This is a genomic window from Enterobacter sp. 237C8, assembly GCF_034106865.1.
Classification (GTDB): domain Bacteria; phylum Pseudomonadota; class Gammaproteobacteria; order Enterobacterales; family Enterobacteriaceae; genus Enterobacter; species Enterobacter asburiae_B.
The window spans coordinates 291,866-311,177 of sequence record NZ_JAWNDF010000004.1; the positions used below are offsets into that span (position 1 = coordinate 291,866).

The window sequence follows — 19,312 nt, forward strand, 5'->3', positions numbered from 1 at the left end:
TGACGCAGATTACCCGGCGTATTTGCGGCGTCCTTTTCCACAGTGGAACTTGCTTTCACTTGTTCGTTTAACAGCAAAGGCATGCAGCGTGAAAGAAATTTTTCTATGCAGTGACAAGCTCGATAAATATCAGTCGATGGGTGAGAATGGACAGGCAGTATATATTTCCGCATTACAGCTGCGTGAAACCCTACGACTTAGAAAACAAACGGCGGTTGCTGACACTTTAGCCATCCCGCAAATCAGCGAGCATGGCGATCGAATCGACTGGTATGCCCCGCTGGCCGGTGACGTTATTCCATGGACGGCCGCAACGGAAGCTGAGCGCCAGGCCGCGCTCGCGCAACTCGAAACCACCCATGCAGCGTTTCGCCAGATAAGTAATGAATTTGCCCAAAGCCAGCAGCCGGAACGCCGGCTCTTTGGGAAATTACTTGAAAAAGCGATGCAATTCCCCGATCAGCAGCACGTGTGGCTGGTAGGTGGAAAGCCGGTCATCAGTTTTTGGGGATTTGTGAACGCCACTAACCAGGCCCGCATCGAGCCGTTAGACTGTTTGCGTCCCATATCTACAGCCTTGCCTCCGCAATCAGCCAGTATTGAACCGGTGATACCAGAACGCACTTTCACGCATCAAAGGCACGCCAAAAGACGCTGGTGGTTGCTCTTACCCGCATGGTTGCGTTGGCTACTGCCGCTACTTCTGTTACTCCTTTTAGCGTTACTGTTCTTACGGGGTTGCATGCCAGGCATAACGATCCCTGGTATTTCATCTTCCGTACCCGCTTTGCCCGCGCCCCACCTTCCAACAGCCGAATCTCTTGCGCCGTCGTCAAGGGCCATCATCAGCACAACAACGTCTAAGGCGAACCTGCATTCGACAACGGGCAGTGAGATTTTAAGCACCACGGGCACTTCACTCACAACGTCACAAGAGCAATCAGCATTACAAACGCCGTCACAAAGCGCAGCAGCAACGGCATCTGCTGTGGATCCTGCGTCAGCCACGAATAGCCCTCATCCCGGCGGAACAGCACCTGCTCTCGAAGCGCCATCGGCCAATACCTCAACTGGCGCTAAAGTCCCGTTGACCCTGCCCGCATCTTCACTGGCCCAAGGAAACACCCGTTTTCTGGACGGGAACTGGCACGCAGGGGCTGGTATTCAGGATCAACGCACAGGAAAGCCCCTTAGTCTGAGTTACCAAATCAATGACGGTAAGGGCGAAGTACAGATGATCCGTGGCGACGGTGTGACCTGTCGTGGCGCGGTCAACGCGGCCATTCAGTCAGGTCATCTCGCCATTAACAATCAGGGAGAAGCACAGTGCTCCGATGGCTCACGCTACCAAATGCCAGAAATTCTGTGTGCTCCCGGCGCGCAAAACATTGCGGATTGCAAAGGCCGTTACGACGCCAAAACACTTTTCCCTATTTCGATGAAGCAGGAGGCAAGTCAGTAAATGCTCGCTGAACTCACTGATTTTAAAAAACAGGTCAAACTTATTCGCGACAGCGGGATCCAGTTCCTTGATTTCGCCTTTACCCTGCCAACGCGTAAAGAATATGGGGAATTTCTTCGTCAACAGGGCGACGAGGCTATTATGCGGCTTATCTATAATGAGAGGGAAGATAAGCTGCAGATCCCTCAGCCTGACAGCGAACCTCCTCGCTACGCAGACTCCGACTACACATTGACGACCGAAGAGTCGCTACGCCTCTATCGCGGCCTCTGGTTACCGCTGCCATTTTTCCGCTTCAACCCGCCACGAGCCTTTGCTCACGGGCCGTATAACTGGTCACGCGTCCAGTTCCATGAGCTGCCTGAGCCGGATGAAAAGGGCAATACCTGGCGCGCTACTCTGATTTTTGATACCAAAATTTTCCCGGATCGCGAGAATACGCAGTATCTCGCACCGGGCGAGGATGATATCCGTTCAGGGGCGGGATTTGCTCTGGCACGCCATCCTCACGAGATGGGGGAGTTTCTCTCACTGCCATGGGTGAATGAATGGCTACGGGAAATTTTCAGTACTCAGGCTCGCGAAGTATTACGCCAACATATTGATGACATTGATGAACAACTACTGCAGAAGGAACATCAGGCGCATTATCTTAACCTGCTGCATGTCCTGGCGACGACGATTGTCGTTCCTGAAGTACAGGTCAACGACGTAAAAATCCGGGACTCAGCGATACCTGTAGATCTCGTGCTGGACATTGGTAACTCACGTAGCTGCGGCATCCTGATCGAAGAACATCGTGACGACAATAAAGGGCTTTCTCAACTTTATCAGCTTCAGCTCCGAGATTTGAGCCAACCGCAATTTGTTTATAACGAGCCTTTTGACAGCCGTCTCGAGTTTGCCCAGGCCGAATTCGGCAAGCAGGATTTCTCGCTAAAAAGCGGGCGCAGCGATGCCTTCACATGGCCAACCATTGGACGCGTCGGCGGAGAAGCCTTCAGAATGGCGGCTCAACGCCTGGGTACCGAGGGCTCAACAGGGATCTCCAGCCCTAAACGCTACCTCTGGGACGATCAACCCTATTCACCGGGATGGCGCTTTAGCCAGGCCTTCGTGAAAAGTGACAGAGAGCCGTTAGCCACTGCAGCACCGCTGCTGTATATGATCAACGATCAGGGGAAAATGCTCATTCGCCTGAAAAATGAAGAAGACCGTATGCCCGTCTTCACGCCGGTATACAGTCGTAGCTCGCTGATGACGATGATGTTGTCAGAGGTATTAAGCCAGGCTCTCATGCAAATCAACAGCCCTTCACAGCGGCTGAAGATGAACCACGCCAGCACACCGCGTCGTTTACGAAATGTCATTATGACTGTCCCTCCGGCGATGCCAAAGCCTGAGCGCGCTATCTTTGAGGAGAGCATGCATGACGCTATCCGCATGGTCTGGAAAGCGCTCGGCTGGGAAGAGATGGATTATGAAGGCGATGACCCGCAGTGCTTGAAATACGCCCATCCAGGCGTACACGTGAAGTGGGACGAAGCCACCTGTGGGCAGTTGGTATATCTCTATAACGAAACGCAGAACTACTTTGGCGGTCGCACGGACGAATTTTTTGCAGCTACTCGCCGTCCCGATACTCAAAAGGACACCAGCGATACACGCTCATTAAAAATCGCGTCGATTGACATTGGCGGAGGAACGACCGATCTCGTCATTTCTCGCTACACGCTGGATGAAGGCCAGGGCATTAACGTCCGGATTACCCCGAAACAGCTTTTCCGTGAAGGGTTTAAGGTAGCAGGCGACGACATACTGCTGGATGTTATACGGCTTTTCCTCCAGCCAGCAGTAAAAGCGGCCATGACCAAAGTCGGCCACAGCGATCTTGCAGCCGAATCAATGATGTCACAACTGTTCGGTAGTGAATCGATCGAAGCCGGAAAACAGGTATTACGTCAGCAGCTTACATTACAGATCTTCGCGCCTCTGGCATTATCTATTTTGCATCGCTATGAAGAGTACTCCCCGGAAAATGGGCGGGAGATACTGAATTACACCTTCCGTGAGCTACTTGCCGATAATCTTCCAACCGAGAAAGTACAGGATTACGTCAACGACGTTGCCCGTTCCGGACAGCTTGCGAGCGAAGTACCGTTCTCCATTCTGGATGTACCGCTGGAGTTGGATCTTGCGCGTCTGCACAATGAATTTATCGACCCTCGCAGCGGGCGAATGAACATTTGCCACAGCCTGCGCGCGTTGTGCGAAGTGCTTTGGCACTACAACTGCGATGTATTACTTTTAACCGGTCGTCCATCCCGCCTGCCGGGAATTCAAGCGCTCATTCGCCAGCTTCAACCTGTTCCCCCTTCTCGCGTGCTGCCACTCCACGGTTATGAAACCGGTGGCTGGTATCCGTTTAACAAGAAAGGATGCATTGACGATCCGAAATCGACAGCCGTTGTGGGGGCGATGCTGTGCCTGTTAGCGGAGAAATCCAGGCTCAACAACTTCTTCTTCCGCACTGCGAACTTTAAGCCTTATTCAACCATCCGCTATGTCGGGATGCTTGATGGAAACAATGTGATTAAAGACAGCAATGTCGCCTATCGCGACGTTGATTTGGACTCCGCTGATTTCCAGTTACCGGAAGGGAAAGGCTTTGAAGCACGGGGGGAAGTGCGTATCGGTTTCCGCCAGCTTGATAACGAACGCTGGCCATCGACCGCACTTTACACCCTAAAAATTACCAGTGCGAACCTGGCAAGCGAGCTGTCGGGTGATGCTGTAATAAGCATCGGTTTAACCGCAGAACAGGGACGTGGACGTAGTAGCGAAGAACCGGTCAGTCCGGAGCGCTTCCAGATTGGCTCGATGGAAATGAAAAACGCACAGCGCGGCTATGGTCGTAGAGATGTTGCATTCCAGTTGAACACAATGGTCGGTAATGGGCTGAGTGAAACCCATTACTGGCTGGATAGCGGGAGTATTAAAAGCTAATGAGCACTATTCATCCCAACACCATTATCCAGGGCTGGAATGGCGTCGAACAAGGTGCAGGCCGGGCCATTGACTGGATCGCAAGCGTTCGTCAGGACGCGCCGCGCCTGAACACTGAAGCCGATCGCCTGACCATGAACTTGCGCCGCAGCCGTAACAAAGCACGCAGGCTGGCGCAGGCCGCAGCGAAACCGATGACAATCGGCTTCTTTGGCTTGTCGCAGGCAGGCAAATCGTATCTCATTTCCGCGCTGGCTGCGGGTGAAAACGGAAAGCTGGAAACACGTCTCGGCGGCAATCAGCTCGATTTTCTGACCCACATCAACCCGCCTGGCGGCGGCAAAGAGGCGACGGGTCTTGTTACCCGGTTTAGCCGCAGTGCTCAGAGCTCAGACGACCGCTGGCCTGTCACGTTACAGCTCTTCAACGAAGTGGAAATGGGGAAGATCCTCGCCAACGCATTCATCCATGACTTCAACCAGGAAAAATTTGACTGGCAGTTCGATGAAAAACGCATCAGCGATCTGTTAACGTCCCTGTCGAAACGACGCCTGACCTCCCGCAGCCCTGGCGTGACCGAAGATGACGTAGTTTCTTTTTGGGATTACCTCATCCGCCATGCTGAGAAAACGCAAAGCCGTTTTGCCCTGACCTACTGGCCACAGGCAGTAAGCCTCGCACCATGGCTTTCTGTTGAAGATCGCGGCCAGCTTTTCTCCGTTTTATGGGGCGAAGTACCAGAACTAACCAATGCCTATATCCGTTTTGCCAACACGCTACAGCGTCTCGGTGGAGTGCAGGAGCTGCGTGCCCCGCTGAGCACGCTGGTTCGTAACGAAAACGGCCTGCTTATCCAGCGGGATAGCATCATGAACGTCGATATGCTGGAGCGGCTGAATACCCCGTCGGATCAGACTATTGAAGTCTGTCCTGTGGTAAATGGGCAAACGGGTGCGTCTATTTCGCTATCGCTGGCAGAGCTCACTGCGCTTACCGTTGAATTGCATATCCCGTTAATGGCTCCGCCTCGCGAAACAATCTTCGAAGCCGTCGACTTGCTTGATTTCCCGGGTTATCGCGGCCGTCTGGCGGTGGAGTCCATGAGTGATGTCACTCGCGAGGTTAAAAATGCAGAGAGCAACCCGCTAGCGCAGTTAATTTTGCGCGGAAAAGTGGCCTATCTTTTTGAACGCTACACCGAAAACCAGGAGATGAATGTCCTGGTGGTGTGTACGGCCTCAACAAAACAGTCCGATGTCAAAGAAGTGGGCGGCGTTCTGGACGAGTGGATCCGTTACACCCAGGGCGCCGATGCCGACGCGCGTGGTCGTCGCTTACCTGGCCTAGTCTGGGCATTAACCATGTTTGATCTGCGCATTAGCCAAAACCTTTCCCATGACGAAGCACTTCTTCGCCAGTCCTGGGGGCTTGGCGGGATGATCAAAATGGCGATGACCGAGCGTTTTGGCCAGTACAAATGGATGCAGGAATGGAGCCAGGGTCAGGCGTTCAATAACACGTTCCTGGTACGCAAACCGCGCCAGCAAACGCCCTTTATCCGCATGAACGCAGGTAGTGAAGCGGCTTTCAACGACGACAATGGCGGGCAGCTCGCACTGATGCGGAAAACCTTCCTTGAAGATGAAGCTGTCGCTCGCTACATCGCGAACCCTGCTGAAGCCTGGGATGCGATGCTCACCCTCAACGACGGTGGTATGCGCCGAATGGCCGATTATCTGGCCCGCGTCGCCCGCCCTGAACTGAAACTGGAGCGGATCGCAGAACAGCTCGACGAGATCCGCCACGAACTGGTCGAAGGGGGACTGGGGAACTGGTACCAGCCGGACGGCGAAGAAGAGCTGTCCAGAAAATCCCGAATTGCGCAAGAGATCCTTGCCACCCTGAAAAAACGCAGCGGCATGCACGGCGAACTGCTGGCGCGGTTGGTTCCGGCACGCCGCGATCTCCATGCACTTTACATGCAGCAAACGACCCTGTCTGCGCCTGAAGCAGAAGAAGAAGATGCAGGATTCTTTGATATCGGTGTGGAAGATGCTTTCGAAAGCAGCGCAACTGCGGTGACGACGCACAGCCATGAGATCGCTTTCGCGCACCAGAGCGTTCAGCTCTGGATTAACCATCTGCGCGGCCTGCCTGAAACCGCCGCCATGCTCAACTACATCAGTCTTCCGCGCCCGATTGCCGAAGCGCTGGTAGACGAATTGATCACGGGGTTATTGCGTTCACGTGTCGAGGACTCGCTGGTCAATGCAATGAAAAATACCGAGCAGGCTGGCGTTCGTCGCGAACGTATGGTCGAGCGTCAGGTTTCACGCGTGCTTCACGTGATGAGCGATTTCATCACCTGGCTGGGCTATCAAAATATGCCGGAATCGAAACGCCCGGCCCGTCTCAACCAGCCCGAACAGCCGATCTTTACCCGTCCACCAACGTGCGACAGCGTGGTCTGGAAAGGTGATGAACGCCTGGCACGCCTGACGCCGCAACAGCTGAACTACAGTGCCTTCTTTATCATCGACTGGCTGGTTGGCCTGGAAGCACTCATTACCGAAAACGCAGGTCATTCTGCCGGACGCGAGATTAGCGTCGCGCAGAACGAAAATCTGGGCGTCATTCTCCGCCAGATTAAATTGGCAAAGGAGTAACTGGACGTGATCAAACCTGAACTTAAGACGCTGACCCCTATACAACCAGGATTCGCATTGCTCTTGTTGAAAGGCTGGAAAGGCGATGCCGAGGGCGTCACAATCTCGGTAGTACGTAATCAGGATCGCCTGTATCTGGATAGCCACGGTGATTGGGTCAGTGGCGAGATTTTCCTCGCCCTTCCTCCACTGATACAAAATGAGGAGACGCCCTGCGTTCAGGTCGGCCCTTCTCTGATCGATCCACTACTCGCCAACCGCCAGGCGGCCTATCGCATCACCATCAAAGATGGAAGTAATAAGGATATGGGGATTCTGACCATCGCTGAAGGGCTACTCAGCTCCCAGGCCGGTGGTGAAAACCCACTCCCGGAAAATATACAGACGCTGAATGATACCCCCATCGTGCAGCCGATGTCCGTTCAAGAACCGGAACCTGTCGTTTTAGAACCTGTCGCAGAAAAGCCTGTATCTCAACAGCCGCATAAGCCGAAAAGTAAGCTGCCGTTATTTGCGGGATTAGCCATTCTATTGCTCCTGCTGGCCGCTGCTGGGTGGTGGTTTACCCGTAAGCCAGAGCCTGCAATTCCAGCGGCACCTCCCGCGCCCGTCGCGAAAACTACCGGGCCGTGTGGTGATGAACAAATGGCGAGCGGCAATGAAATGGCGTTCGTTAAAGGGTGCCTGCGTAGCCAGCCAAGTAGTGCACAACTGCTGGACGTCATAGCAAAAGCGAAAGCGGCAAAACATTGCGATATCGCTCAGCGCCTTTACGCCTATAAAGCCCAGTCCGGCGATACGCAGATAGCTGTTCGTTATGCACAAGAATATGACCCGAAAACCGCAAAACCAGGGGGATGCTTCAATCCTGACGCAGAGACAGCGGCGTATTGGTATGAATCGGTTGTAAATCAGGACCCGCAGAATAACGAGGCCAAAGCCCGTTTAGCTGAGCTGAAGAAATAGGATAAACAATGAAATACATGCATTGGTTCAGTAGCCTGGTGTGTGCCGCAACGCTGGCATCCCCCGCCTGTGCCGCGGGTAAACAGCCGCTTTTGCAGGAAGGTAAACATGCGTTATTCCAGCGGGTACTGACTTACCCAGGCTGCCAGCTGTCCGCCAAAGCAGGTGAAGCAGGTAAAGAGCAGCCGGCCTTTAGTCGATTCTATGTTTACCAAAGGACAACGCTGGGTCAGGACACGTGGCTGCAGGTTGGGCCGGACAGCTTTGGTCATACCGCTGGCTGGATGAAATCCTCCTGCACCGTTGACTGGAAAATGCAGCTGACGCTGGCGTTTACCAATCCTGCTGGCCGTCAACCGATGCTGTTCTTTAAAGAGAAATCCGACGTTGAGTCTCTTCTGAACAGCAAAAACCCTGCGGCAACATTGCAACCAATGCTCAACAGTTTGAGCAGCCATAAACCGGTCCCGCAGGTTCTGGCACGCGAGCCTGATTACATGGTGGATCAGTTAAAAAACTTTTATCTCTTACCTGTTCTTGGCTCAGATGATGTGTTTACCGATACCGGCTTCCAGGTACGTGTACTCAACGTTGCCTCCGTCAGCGAAAAGTCGCCCGCAAAAAAGGCCGCGTCCGCTGCTGATGAAAAGAACATGATGAAAGGGTTCTCCGCCTCGGTTGTCTTTGTGATCGACTCCACCATCTCGATGGGGCCGTATATCGATCGCACTAAAGAGGCGATCGATAAGATCTACAAGAGGATCGAGAAGGAACACTTACAGGATCAGGTCAAGTTTGGCCTGGTAGCTTTCCGCTCCAGCGTGAAAGCGGTTCCGGGTCTTGAATACGACAGCAAGATGTATGTCGACCCCAATACCGTTAAAGATGGTAAAGACTTCCTCGCTAAAGTACATGACCTGAAGCAGGCTACCGTTTCCAGCAGCAAGGTTGATGAAGATGCTTACGGCGGGGTCATGACAGCGCTGGACAAAGTGGACTGGACGCAGTTTGGCGCCCGCTACGTTGTACTGATTACTGACGCAGGCGCGCTTGATGGCACAGATAAGCTCTCGTCAACCCATCTGGATGCCGCCCAGGTGCGTCAGGAAGCCGCCTATCGTGGCGTTGCGCTGTATGCGTTACATCTGAAAACCTCTGATGGTAAGAAAAATCACAGTTCTGCTGAAGCCCAGTATCAGGAGCTGACGTTAAATCCATTCCTGCACAAACCGCTCTACTATCCTATTGATTCAGGTGATGTAAATAGCTTCGGTAGTATGGTCGATAACCTGGCGAATGCCATTACCGGCCAGATTAAAACAGCCTGGAGCGGCGAAGAAACGGCGGGGAGCGCGCTGGGGGCAAGCCCTAAATATGCCGGTAAGAAAGAAGATCCCCTGCTCAGTGATGCCGACAAGTTAAGTAAGGCAATGCGTCTTGCCTATCTGGGTGAAAAGCAAGGCACCACGGCACCACCGGTATTCAAGTCATGGATAAGCGACCGCGATCTGATTGACCAAAACATCCCGGCGACCGAGGTGCGCGTACTGCTCACGAAAAGCGAGCTCAGCGATCTGAGCGATGTCATGAAGAAGATCGTCAATGCCGCCAATGAGGGGATGATCTCTCCGGATGACATGTTTGCCAGCCTGCGTTCTCTGGCGGCAACCATGGGCAACGATCCAAACCAGGCGAAAGGGAAAAATGCGACCCGCCTAGGAGAGATGGGGCTGCTCGGTGAATATATCGAGAGCTTACCTTACCTCAGTGAAGTATTAAGCCTGGACGAAGAAACCTGGAAAAGCTGGGATGGCCTTGAGCAGGAGCGTTTCATCCGCAGGCTGAATACCAAGCTTAATTACTATCAACGCTACAACCAGGATGTAGACCGTTGGGTGGCATTAGCGCCCGATAGCGACCCACGCGATAACGTTTATCCGGTACCTCTGGAGAACCTGCCCTGATGTTGAGGATCCGCGATATGGAGATCAGCCGGGGCGGAACGCATGGCTATAGCGTCGCCCTCCCGCACCTCTCGTTGAAAAAGGGAGAGGTGGTCGCTCTAACCGGGCCTAGCGGGTGCGGTAAAAGCACGCTTCTGGAGATGATAGGGGCGATCCTCCGCCCAGCGCATCTTGCCGAATACCGGCTCGCCGGTCGCGATATTTCAATACCGCTCATGGCTGAAAACGAGCCTGTCCTGGCCGCGCTTCGCGCACGCGAGCTTGGGTTTATGCTACAGCACGGCGGCTTGTTGCCCTGGTTACCCGTGATAGAAAACATCACTCTGGTTCGCAGGCTGGCAGGACTTAGCCTACAGTCAGCCTGGCTCGATAAGGCCATCGACAGCCTGGGCGTGCGGCCGCTGCTGACAAGAATGCCTTCCCGGCTTTCTATCGGCGAGCGCCAGCGCGTTGCCTTCATCCGTGCGATTGCCCACCAGCCACGCTTACTCCTTGCCGATGAACCGACTGCGGCGCTGGATCCTGATAATGCAGACCGGCTGTTTGACCTGATGATCGGCATGGTGCGCTCACTGGATATGGCAGCCATTGTTGTGAGCCACGACTGGCAGCGCGTGACGCATTTTGGGATTGACCGATATCAGGCCGTGACCGGAGAGGGAAAAAGTGTCTTCTTACCCAGCTGATATGCCAGCGTCAGGCACCCTGCTATGCCGTATGGCTCTGCGCGATCTCATTCACGATCGCAAGGTCGCGCTGTGCATCATCTTCTCTTTGATTGCCGTTATCGCACCGTTATTGCTGCTGTTCGGATTGAAGAATGGCATTGTCAGCCAGCTTCGCCATCAGCTTCTCGACGACCCTCGCACCCGGGAAGTACGTATAACGGGTAATGGTAATTATGATTTTGCCTGGCTTGATAAGCTCGCCCGCCGTTCAGAAGTCGGATTTTCGATTCCGTTAACCCGTTCGCTGAACACTCAGGCCGATCTGGTCCGGGACGGGCAACACTTTGTCCCGGGTGCTGAAGTGATCCCGACGGCCAAAGGCGATCCTCTTTTGCAGGATGTCAGAGCACCGGTCAAAGACAGCGATACCGTACTCAGCGCCAGTGCGGCACTGCGCCTTGGCGTGCAGCCAGGAGATATCCTGCGCCTGATGGTGAGCCGAAAAAGCGAAGGGAAAAACCAACGCGCCACGTTCGCTTTAACCGTTACCGGCGTGCTGGATGACGCAAAATTTTCACGTCAAGGTGCCTTTATTACATTGCCTTTGCTTGTTGCTCTGGAAGACTACCGCGATGGCTTTCAGGTTCCCTTGCTGGGGGTCAGCGATGGCAAGCCGCCCAGAGAGAGAACCCGCTATTCAAGAGCACGTATCTATGCCAGTTCGATAGATGACGTTTCACTCCTCGCGCGGTGGCTGGAGACGCAGAACATTGAGGCTATCACTCAGTCAGCTCAAATTGAGTCTGTGCGTGCCATCGACCGTGTGCTGGGGATTATCTTTGGCGTGATTGCCTGGATCTCTGCATCAGGGTGCATCGCCTCGTTAGTCGGTGCCTTCATCGCCAACATTGATCGTAAGCGCAAAGATATGGCCATGCTGCGCCTTCTGGGTTTTCGCCGTCGCGCTGTGACGCTTTTTATTATTATTCAGGCGCTGTGTTTGACCGGCGTCTCATACGGACTGGGTGTGATCATCTACCTGCTGGGCAGCGCATTGTTCAACCATGTGTTGGGCAGTTCTTTACCGGACCAGGCATTCGTCTGTCACCTTGTCCCTCTTCATTTTATCGCCGCATTGCTCTGTGTCCTTGCCGTGGCGTTAGGCGTGGCCGCTATCGGAGCACTGCGCGCATTGAAAATCGAACCTGCGGAGAGTTTACGTGAAATCTAAACTGGCGATGAGCCTGGCTATCATTGGACTCGGGTACGCCTGCGCGGCGAAAGCCACCTGGGATGAAAAGTTCTGGAACCCAAAACCTCTGGCCGATGACGTGATATTGCCTATGCCGTGCGACGGTGCCATGGCATTTCGCAAAGTCGCTATCCCGCTGAATAAACCGCTGGAAGATTACAACATCACGCTGGGGCAAGAAGGCGACGACTGGGGATACGTTGAACAATCTCGCCAGGAACACATTGCAGGCAGTTTCCCGGAGAAGGGTGGTAAGGGCCGTTATTACCTGATGGCCAAATATGAACTGAGCGACCTGCAGTATCGCGCGCTTTCTGGGGAATGCCCGACGACGGATATGAAAGGACGTTTACCGAAGGTGAGTATTGGCTGGATGGATGCCATGGTATTCGCAAATCAATACAACCTGTGGTTACGAAAAGAAAAACTTTCTGCACTGCCTGAAGATGATGGTCAGGCGGGATTTTTACGGCTTCCGACAGAAACCGAGTGGGAGTTTGCCGCACGCGGCGGGCTCGCGGTTTCCCCCGCAGAGTTCCGCGATCGCCACTTCCCCATGCCTGAAGGATTAAACGGTTATGTCTGGTTTGCGGGGGCACAGTCTGCAAATGGAAAACTTCAGCTTACCGGCCTGCTGAAACCTAACCCGCTCGGATTGCACGACATACTGGGCAACGCAGCAGAGATGATGTTTGACCCGTTCCGCCTGAACAAGCTCGATCGCCTGCATGGTAAGGCTGGGGGCTATGTCGTTCGGGGGGGCAGTTATATGACTCCTCAGGCGGATATCCGCAGTTCACTGCGTGGAGAGGAGCCGTACTATGCCAATGCGGGCGAGAATACAACCAAAAGCACCGGTGTTCGTCTGGTTTTAGTTTCCACAACCCTGACATCACGCGAGCGGGTGAAAGAGATTGAAAAAGAGTGGCAATCATTAGGCACGGGTAAAAAGGAGACACCTGCAGGCAAAGCTGATGATTCGCTAAAAAACCTGAATGCTATCTCGGCAAAAGTCCAGGATGACGCACTGAAGAAACAACTTGAGCAACTGCGCGGTGAGCTGCGCGCAAATAGCCAGCTTCGGGATGAACAACGGGATCAGGCAATACGCACATCGTTACAGTTGGGCGCCTTTTTGTGCACAAAAATGAAAGATGACGGCGAGTTTTACGATCGTCTCAACCAGCTCTTCACCAAAACCTGTGCCGCAGGCAGCCAGCTTGATGCTAATTGCTCCCGCCGTCAGGAACAGCTTGGTCAACATCAAAAAGCCCTTGATTTTATTACCAGTTATTACGCTGACACCCTGGTAGACATGGGCACAACCTATGACAAACCCCTCATCGAACCGCAGGTCGCTGTCGTATTGCAACAGATGGCTGCACGCGGAAAAACCAACCTTAACGGTTATCTCGATACCTACTGGAAGAACCTTCAGGGGTACTGGAAAGATGGAAAAGTTGCGCGCGAGGCGTGGCTTAGTTCATGTAAAAAAAATAATTAAATAGTTCAGGAGATTGGAATGTTAAAGGTTATTCGCACAGCAGTGATAGCAGGAATGATGGTATTTCTGGCGGGGTGCCAGAATGGCAGTACGGGAAGTAGTGGCGGCGTCGACCCGCGCCTTGCCAATAATCAGGACGTTGAGTTTTTCAATAAATCAGGCTGGCAGGCCTGTGCTGGCGGCGCGGTAATCGGCGCACTGGCTTGCGCTGTCAGTAACTCCAGCAACAAAGCGGTATGTATGGCCGCCGCCGCTATCGCCGGTTGCGGTGTGGGTATGGGGGCTAACGCCTATCTGGATAATCAGCGCAAAAAATACGCCTCCCAAGAGCTGCAGTTAAACGCAACGATTAAGGATGTTGAAGCCGAAAACAAACGCATTCAGAACGCAACCAGCGTTGCAAAATCGGTTATCGACTCTGATAAAAAGACCCTCGCTCAAATAGAAAAAGATATGGCTGCAAACACGGTGAAAAAAGACGCCGTACAGAAGCAAATTAAAGGAGTGGATGCCAACATTGCTTACCTTCGCGGCACCATCACCGACATGAAAAAACATGAGAAGCAGTGGCAGGACGTTTCTGCAGACATGAGCAAATCCGGCAGTGATACCCAAAATCTGGATAGCGAGATTGCGTTGATGCGCGACAAAATTGGCTCTCTGCAGGGCGAGCTCGATAGCCTCTATACCCAGCGCACCGCGCTGAAAGTCGGTTGAGGGGAATAGCAATGCGTTATATTTTTCTTGCACTCAGCGCACTCATATTAGCCGGCTGTGCCACTAACGCGCGAGATTGTGACCCGACAACCGGTGATGTCAGCATTATTACCAAATTTAACTGCAACTACTCCGGCACCTGGGATAAGCGCGTTGAAGATAAACAAAAAACGCTGCAACACGATCAGGAACTGAATAAAGAGTTCAAAGCGGTGAATGATGCGATTGAAAAAGAGAAAGCACTGAGCAATGCCAACGTAGCCAGTAAACAAAAATCGCAGCAAGAACTGCAAAAGTCGATGAACAATCTGGTCGCCCAGTTGAAGAAAAAAACAGCTGGCCGGGCTGATGCTCAAAAGCAAGTTGCAGACCTGGAAAAAAGTATGAAGGAGGCGCAAAACAAACCAAGCGCTTCCGAATTGCAAAAACAGATGGAACTGCAGAAGCTGCAGGGACAGCTGAATGAATTACAAGAAACACTGGCTTCACAATAATAAAATAGCAGCCGGATTACCGGCTGCTTTACCTGCTAAGGAAAAATAACGTTGAAATCTCAATTACTCTCTGCTGGATTATTGACACTTCTGGCGACAACTCCAAGCGTTCATGCTGCACCGCCTGAGCCTGAACTTATTTTCAACTGCGAACTCACGAACGGAAAATACGTTATCGTCCGTCTGGATCACGATGTTCCTACTTATTATTACGGCTCACTTGAAAAAGTAGAAATGACTCTCCCCAAAAATGAGGGAGACAAAAAGCAGGTTCGCCTGGGTGAAATGACGTTCTCAGGTGGAGGCGCTTACTATTATCGTTTCATCAATGGCAACTACAGCTATGTTGTTTATAGCGGTACGGGAAAAGGATGGGATTATACCGGCCTGAAAGTATATAAAAACCAAAAGCTCATCATGAAAAAAGAGTGCACTAATGGGGGGTTTTTACCTAATGAATATCGCGGTCAAGGCCTCGTAAAAGAAGCGGACACCGGTGATGATGCAACATACGGTTATGTTGATTAATACATCATTTTCAGGATGGTAAAATATGATGAGCCGTTACTTACACTGTAGCACAGTATTCGCATGTCTTTTATTCGCTGCTCCAACTCATGCGATTGAGATCTGGCACTCAAACACCGTCTGGGCAAATCAAGGGATGTGCAGCGCCACTTTCACGCTGGACAGTGGCATGGAAAGCGTTGGTTCGTTAGAGATAGGCTTTGACCTCGTTGATGCAAAAAATAACCTTGTAGCTCATGATACTTTGCAGGTAGACCCATTCGGCGATTCTGATGCCACGCGATACCAAACGGCTTTCGCCGAAGGCGAGCATTATTGCGAAAGCAATCTCACGCTGCGCCTGACGTCACTGGCATTAGTTAACGGAAAGACCAAACAGCCTTTACCTCTCAGTTTGCTTACACCAAGGGCATTTATTCCATTCCCTATCATTAACCCACAGGCAGATCACTAATATGTCTATAGACGCTGAAGCAAACTCAACACCTGACAATAATGGACCTGGCCTTTGCTTTTTGTTATTACTTATCTTTGGCGGGTTCGTTTTCTTTATACCTGCAAGCGTTGTGGTCGCCTTCCCGGCAGTTCTCGCCGGTTCCTTCCTGTATTTTATCTGGTATCTTATTTCGGAAGGGCATTTAGGCAATATTCTTGGCAGTATGATCGTCAGCATGATACTTATGGCTATCGCCGCAGCTATTCCTGTCATTGGCTGGATATTGTTACTTCTATGGATCTTCTACAATATTGCGAAAGCCTTTGAGACGATAAAAACATTACTTCCCGATGCGCTCTTTAGCGCTGTTCTCTATGGATGTTTGCTCTTTCCCGTTATCCAGGAAATGGCAATGGACGAGGAGAGCAACATGGCTGCCACTATCGCTTGTGGTGTCGTGTACGTGATAACTGCAGGGCTTTATTGTTCCAGGTTAACGCAGCTGGCAACCAACACTAAGCAAAGTATTTTCTATTTTTCAATTATGTGGCTTTCGGTCCCACTTATCGCACTTCTGATCGTCTCGATTGTGGCATCCTTACGCGCGGCATTCAGAACCGTGCTGACCCCGGTGCAGACCGTGGTCAAAACCCCGCAAAACGTATCAGCGCATATGCGAGGCGGGAGCCATGTCAACGCTTACACCCGAACTGTGACCACCATTCAACATAGCGTGACCTCCCAGACGCTTCCGGGGATGGGAGCTGTTGGTGCCTCTATGGTTGGTTCCGTATCGGAGGCAACGATAACAACACCACAACAGCCACAGCAAACCTTGCCAGCGCTGGAACACAAACCAGCCGGGGGGGAATTAACACAGTATGCGACGAACAAAGACCACAACTTTTACCGCTACGACAATCTCAACGCGAAAAAAATAAGCAATTTCGTCCAGGCGGCCAGTCATCGTCAATCGCTGCCTCCTCTCACGGAAGATGCGATCCTGTTCTACTACGACGAAACGGTTTTCGGCCAAGGGGATCATGGTGTGGTATTAACCGATGACGGTGTTTTTTGCGTGTTGGGAAAATTGTATGAAACTTTCTACGCCCGCTTCAGCGAAGTCAGTAGCGTAGTAATAAAAGGATCCTTTAATAAAAAAATTGTCCTGCATATGAAGAATGGCCAGAAACATAATATTGAACTGACTCAATCAAATGCCGGGGCAAAAAAAATCTACGAACTTATCAGCATCGCAGCCCAGAATTAAGTAATCCTCCAGGCACCCGCTCAACGGGTGCCTTTCAGACTTCTGCATGACACATTCTGACAGTTTCACGCTTTATCGTGATCGCCATATTTACAGCGGCTTATATCGTTACGTTAAGAGAGAACTGTCATGAGGCCTGAAATGAGCGATTTCACTGAACTGCCGGTCACTGGCTTTGTTAAGACCACAACAGCGGTCTACACGCGTAAACAGAACCCCTCGGTATTCTCGCCCGTGGCGCGTGAACTCCCTGCGGGAAGCCAGCTGACGGTGCAGGCTGCGGTGATGGGGGATGCTGTGGAAGGCAACGCGCACTGGTATCGCATTGATGAGGATACATACATCTGGGCGGGGGCATGTACACGGCTCGATCCTTACCCGGCGTTTCCGCCAGGCACGCGAACGAACTGGATGGCGGTGGTGTTCGAGGTACGCTAGGTCCGGCGTAGGTCGGGTTAGGCGAAGCCGCCACCCGACACAAACACACCGCGAAAACTTAATCCAGCTTCAGCTCGTCATAATGGCTAATCAGTTTACCCACGATGCCGTAGTCCAGCGCTTCTGCCGGAGACATCCAGAAGTTGCGATCGGTGTCTTTTTTCACTTTTTCCAGCGGCTGGCCGGTGGCGTCAGCGATCAGCTTGTTCACGCGATCCAGCATGCGGATGATCTCGCGCGCTTCGATCTCAATATCCGTTGCCTGACCGCGCACGCCGCCCAGCGGCTGGTGGATCATAAAGCGGGTATTCGGCAGCGAGTAGCGGTGTTCTTTTTTCGCCGCCAGGAAGATGGTGATCCCGGCGCTCGCCACCCAGCCGGTGCCGATGACGTGCACTTCCGGGCGGATGAACTTGATGAAGTCGTGGATGGTATCGCCCGCTTCCACGTGGCCGCCCTGGCTGTTGATGTACAGCTTGATCGGATCGTTGCTGACGCTTTGCAGCAGGATCATCTGGGTGATGACCTTCTGCGCCAGCTCCTGGTTGATCTCACCGGAGATCACAATCGAACGAGACTCCAGCAGTTTTTGCTGCAGAGCGCCCGCGCCGTTTGACCCTTCCGCTTTTTCCTTGTCGCTATCTTTCAGTGTGTAGTGCATTGTTATTTCCTCAGCTTGTCGCGCTCAAAACCAGAGTGTAGCCTGTTTTACCGGTGAAAGTCCTCACAGACAAATAACGAGGGAGCTTATGAATATTGCCCATGTCGCACTCTGGACCCGCAGCCTGAACGCGCAGGTTCAGTTCTGGGAAACGGTGTTTGGTGGCCGCAGTAACGAACGCTACGTCAGTAAAAATCGTCCCGGTTTCGAATCACACTTTATTACGCTGGATGACGGGCCGACCATCGAGCTGATGACGCTGCCGAATCTGCCCGACGCCCCTGCACACCCGGAGTTTATCGGCTGGGCGCATATCGCCATCAACGTCGGCAGCAAAGCGCAGGTCGACAGCATGGCGGAGCGGGCACAGGCCAACGGCACGCTGCTCAGCGCCCCGCGCAGGACCGGGGACGGCTTCTATGAAGCGGTAATTGCGGATCCGGACGGCAACCGCATCGAGCTTGTGGGTGCATAAAATCAGCGTTTCGTTGCTTAGCCGCCCCGGTCACATATCGCTATACTTCATCTTCATACGGTTATCATATTGTTAAATGATAATGATAGTTAATGTGTTAAGATGAAAGTCAGCATAAACAGTCCCTTACGTAACCGGCGGGATTGTTTGCAACCTCGACATGTAAATCAGCACCGGGGCGGTGAATGGAACACATTGTGTATGTGGTTGATGACGATGACGCAGTCAGGCAGTCCGTGATCGGGCTGCTGGATTCGGCGGACCTGAACGCCGTCGGCTTTTCATCGGCAGAAGCGTTTCTTCAACACCGCTTTGAAGAGCTCCCGTCGTGCGTGGTCCTCGATATGCAAATGCCCGCCATCTCGGGCTTTGAAGTGGCTGACGCTCTTAAGGACAGCGGGCGCGAAATCCCGATTATTTTTCTTACCGGCCACGGCACTATCCCGATGTCGGTGCGCGCCATTAAAGGCGGCGCGTACGAATTTCTCACCAAGCCCGTCGAATCCATTGCGCTTATCGATGCCATTGAGTCCGCGCTTCAGCTGGCGGAACACAACGCCGTGCGCAATAAAGAGCACTACGCCCTGAAGCAGCGCCACATGTCCCTCACCCCGCGCGAGCACGAGGTGCTGACGCTGGCGATAAGCGGCATGCTGAACAAGCAGATTGCCGCCGAGCTGGGCGTCAGCGAGATCACGGTGAAGGTGCACCGCCGCCGCGTGATGGAGAAAATGCAGGTGCGCTCCGTCGCGGAGCTGGTCAGGGCCGTTGAGCGCCTGACCAATAGCCAGCCTGCGGAGTAACC

Annotated in this window: 17 protein-coding genes; 16 read left to right on the forward strand and 1 reads right to left on the reverse strand. The window is 52.8% G+C overall.

Translation table 11 applies throughout. The annotated features are described in order from the left end of the window. The first annotated feature begins 88 nt into the window (after positions 1 to 88). The 14 genes from USF70_RS14845 (at position 89) to USF70_RS14910 (ending at position 17,371) form a co-directional block, all read left to right on the forward strand. On the forward strand, positions 89 to 1,462 hold the full coding sequence (locus USF70_RS14845; RefSeq protein WP_231926979.1) for an SrfA family protein: 1,374 nt from the start codon (positions 89 to 91) through the stop codon (positions 1,460 to 1,462). Then, complete coding sequence (locus USF70_RS14850; RefSeq protein WP_320735734.1) at positions 1,463 to 4,468, forward strand: virulence factor SrfB; 3,006 nt, start codon at positions 1,463 to 1,465, stop codon at positions 4,466 to 4,468. Then, positions 4,468 to 7,134, forward strand: a complete 2,667-nt coding sequence (locus USF70_RS14855; RefSeq protein ID WP_087823599.1) for a putative virulence factor — start codon at positions 4,468 to 4,470, stop codon at positions 7,132 to 7,134. Before USF70_RS14850 ends, USF70_RS14855 begins: the two co-directional genes overlap by 1 nt. 6 nt (positions 7,135 to 7,140) lie before the next feature. Further along, positions 7,141 to 8,100 carry a hypothetical protein gene (locus tag USF70_RS14860; RefSeq protein ID WP_033144533.1) on the forward strand — a complete coding sequence of 320 codons (960 nt, stop codon included), beginning with the start codon at positions 7,141 to 7,143 and terminating at the stop codon, positions 8,098 to 8,100. 8 nt (positions 8,101 to 8,108) lie between these two features. Continuing rightward, positions 8,109 to 10,064, forward strand: a complete 1,956-nt coding sequence (locus USF70_RS14865) for a vWA domain-containing protein (RefSeq protein WP_033144532.1) — start codon at positions 8,109 to 8,111, stop codon at positions 10,062 to 10,064. Further along, complete coding sequence (locus USF70_RS14870) at positions 10,064 to 10,750, forward strand: ABC transporter ATP-binding protein (RefSeq protein ID WP_087823597.1); 687 nt, start codon at positions 10,064 to 10,066, stop codon at positions 10,748 to 10,750. The genes USF70_RS14865 and USF70_RS14870 overlap by 1 nt, the downstream gene beginning before the upstream one ends. Positions 10,751 to 10,781: 31 nt before the next feature. Continuing rightward, entirely contained in the window at positions 10,782 to 11,963 is a 1,182-nt protein-coding gene (locus USF70_RS14875; RefSeq protein ID WP_320735735.1) for an ABC transporter permease, read from the forward strand. Between the two features lie 130 nt (positions 11,964 to 12,093). Further along, the gene (locus USF70_RS14880) at positions 12,094 to 13,488 is read left to right on the forward strand and encodes an SUMF1/EgtB/PvdO family nonheme iron enzyme (protein ID WP_223998095.1); all 1,395 of its coding nucleotides are present in this window, start codon (positions 12,094 to 12,096) and stop codon (positions 13,486 to 13,488) included. Positions 13,489 to 13,506: 18 nt separating this feature from the next. Then, positions 13,507 to 14,205: a hypothetical protein gene (locus USF70_RS14885; protein WP_033144530.1), complete on the forward strand. Its 699-nt coding sequence runs from the start codon at positions 13,507 to 13,509 to the stop codon at positions 14,203 to 14,205. A gap of 11 nt (positions 14,206 to 14,216) precedes the next feature. After that, positions 14,217 to 14,699 (forward strand): hypothetical protein, encoded by a 483-nt coding sequence (locus USF70_RS14890; RefSeq protein ID WP_033144529.1) that lies wholly within the window; start codon positions 14,217 to 14,219, stop codon positions 14,697 to 14,699. A gap of 51 nt (positions 14,700 to 14,750) precedes the next feature. Beyond that, a complete protein-coding gene (locus tag USF70_RS14895) occupies positions 14,751 to 15,227 on the forward strand; it encodes a hypothetical protein (protein ID WP_053085578.1) in 477 nt (158 codons plus the stop codon). A 25-nt stretch (positions 15,228 to 15,252) separates the two neighbouring features. Further along, positions 15,253 to 15,681: an IrmA family protein gene (locus tag USF70_RS14900; protein ID WP_048980632.1), complete on the forward strand. Its 429-nt coding sequence runs from the start codon at positions 15,253 to 15,255 to the stop codon at positions 15,679 to 15,681. A 1-nt stretch (position 15,682) separates the two neighbouring features. Then, positions 15,683 to 16,933, forward strand: coding sequence for a hypothetical protein (locus USF70_RS14905; protein WP_196354845.1), 1,251 nt, complete (start codon positions 15,683 to 15,685; stop codon positions 16,931 to 16,933). Positions 16,934 to 17,074: 141 nt separating this feature from the next. Then, positions 17,075 to 17,371, forward strand: coding sequence for a hypothetical protein (locus tag USF70_RS14910; protein WP_033144527.1), 297 nt, complete (start codon positions 17,075 to 17,077; stop codon positions 17,369 to 17,371). A gap of 58 nt (positions 17,372 to 17,429) precedes the next feature. On the opposite strand, the gene USF70_RS14915 is transcribed toward USF70_RS14910, so the two are convergent. Beyond that, entirely contained in the window at positions 17,430 to 18,032 is a 603-nt protein-coding gene (locus tag USF70_RS14915) for an ATP-dependent Clp protease proteolytic subunit (RefSeq protein WP_320735736.1), read from the reverse strand. An 88-nt stretch (positions 18,033 to 18,120) separates the two neighbouring features. Between USF70_RS14915 and USF70_RS14920 the strand changes: the two genes are divergently transcribed. Together USF70_RS14920 and USF70_RS14925 are read left to right on the forward strand one after the other, a co-directional pair. Beyond that, a complete protein-coding gene (locus USF70_RS14920) occupies positions 18,121 to 18,507 on the forward strand; it encodes a VOC family protein (protein ID WP_320735737.1) in 387 nt (128 codons plus the stop codon). A gap of 185 nt (positions 18,508 to 18,692) precedes the next feature. Continuing rightward, positions 18,693 to 19,310, forward strand: a complete 618-nt coding sequence (locus USF70_RS14925; protein WP_320735738.1) for a response regulator transcription factor — start codon at positions 18,693 to 18,695, stop codon at positions 19,308 to 19,310. Positions 19,311 to 19,312 lie beyond the last annotated feature (2 nt).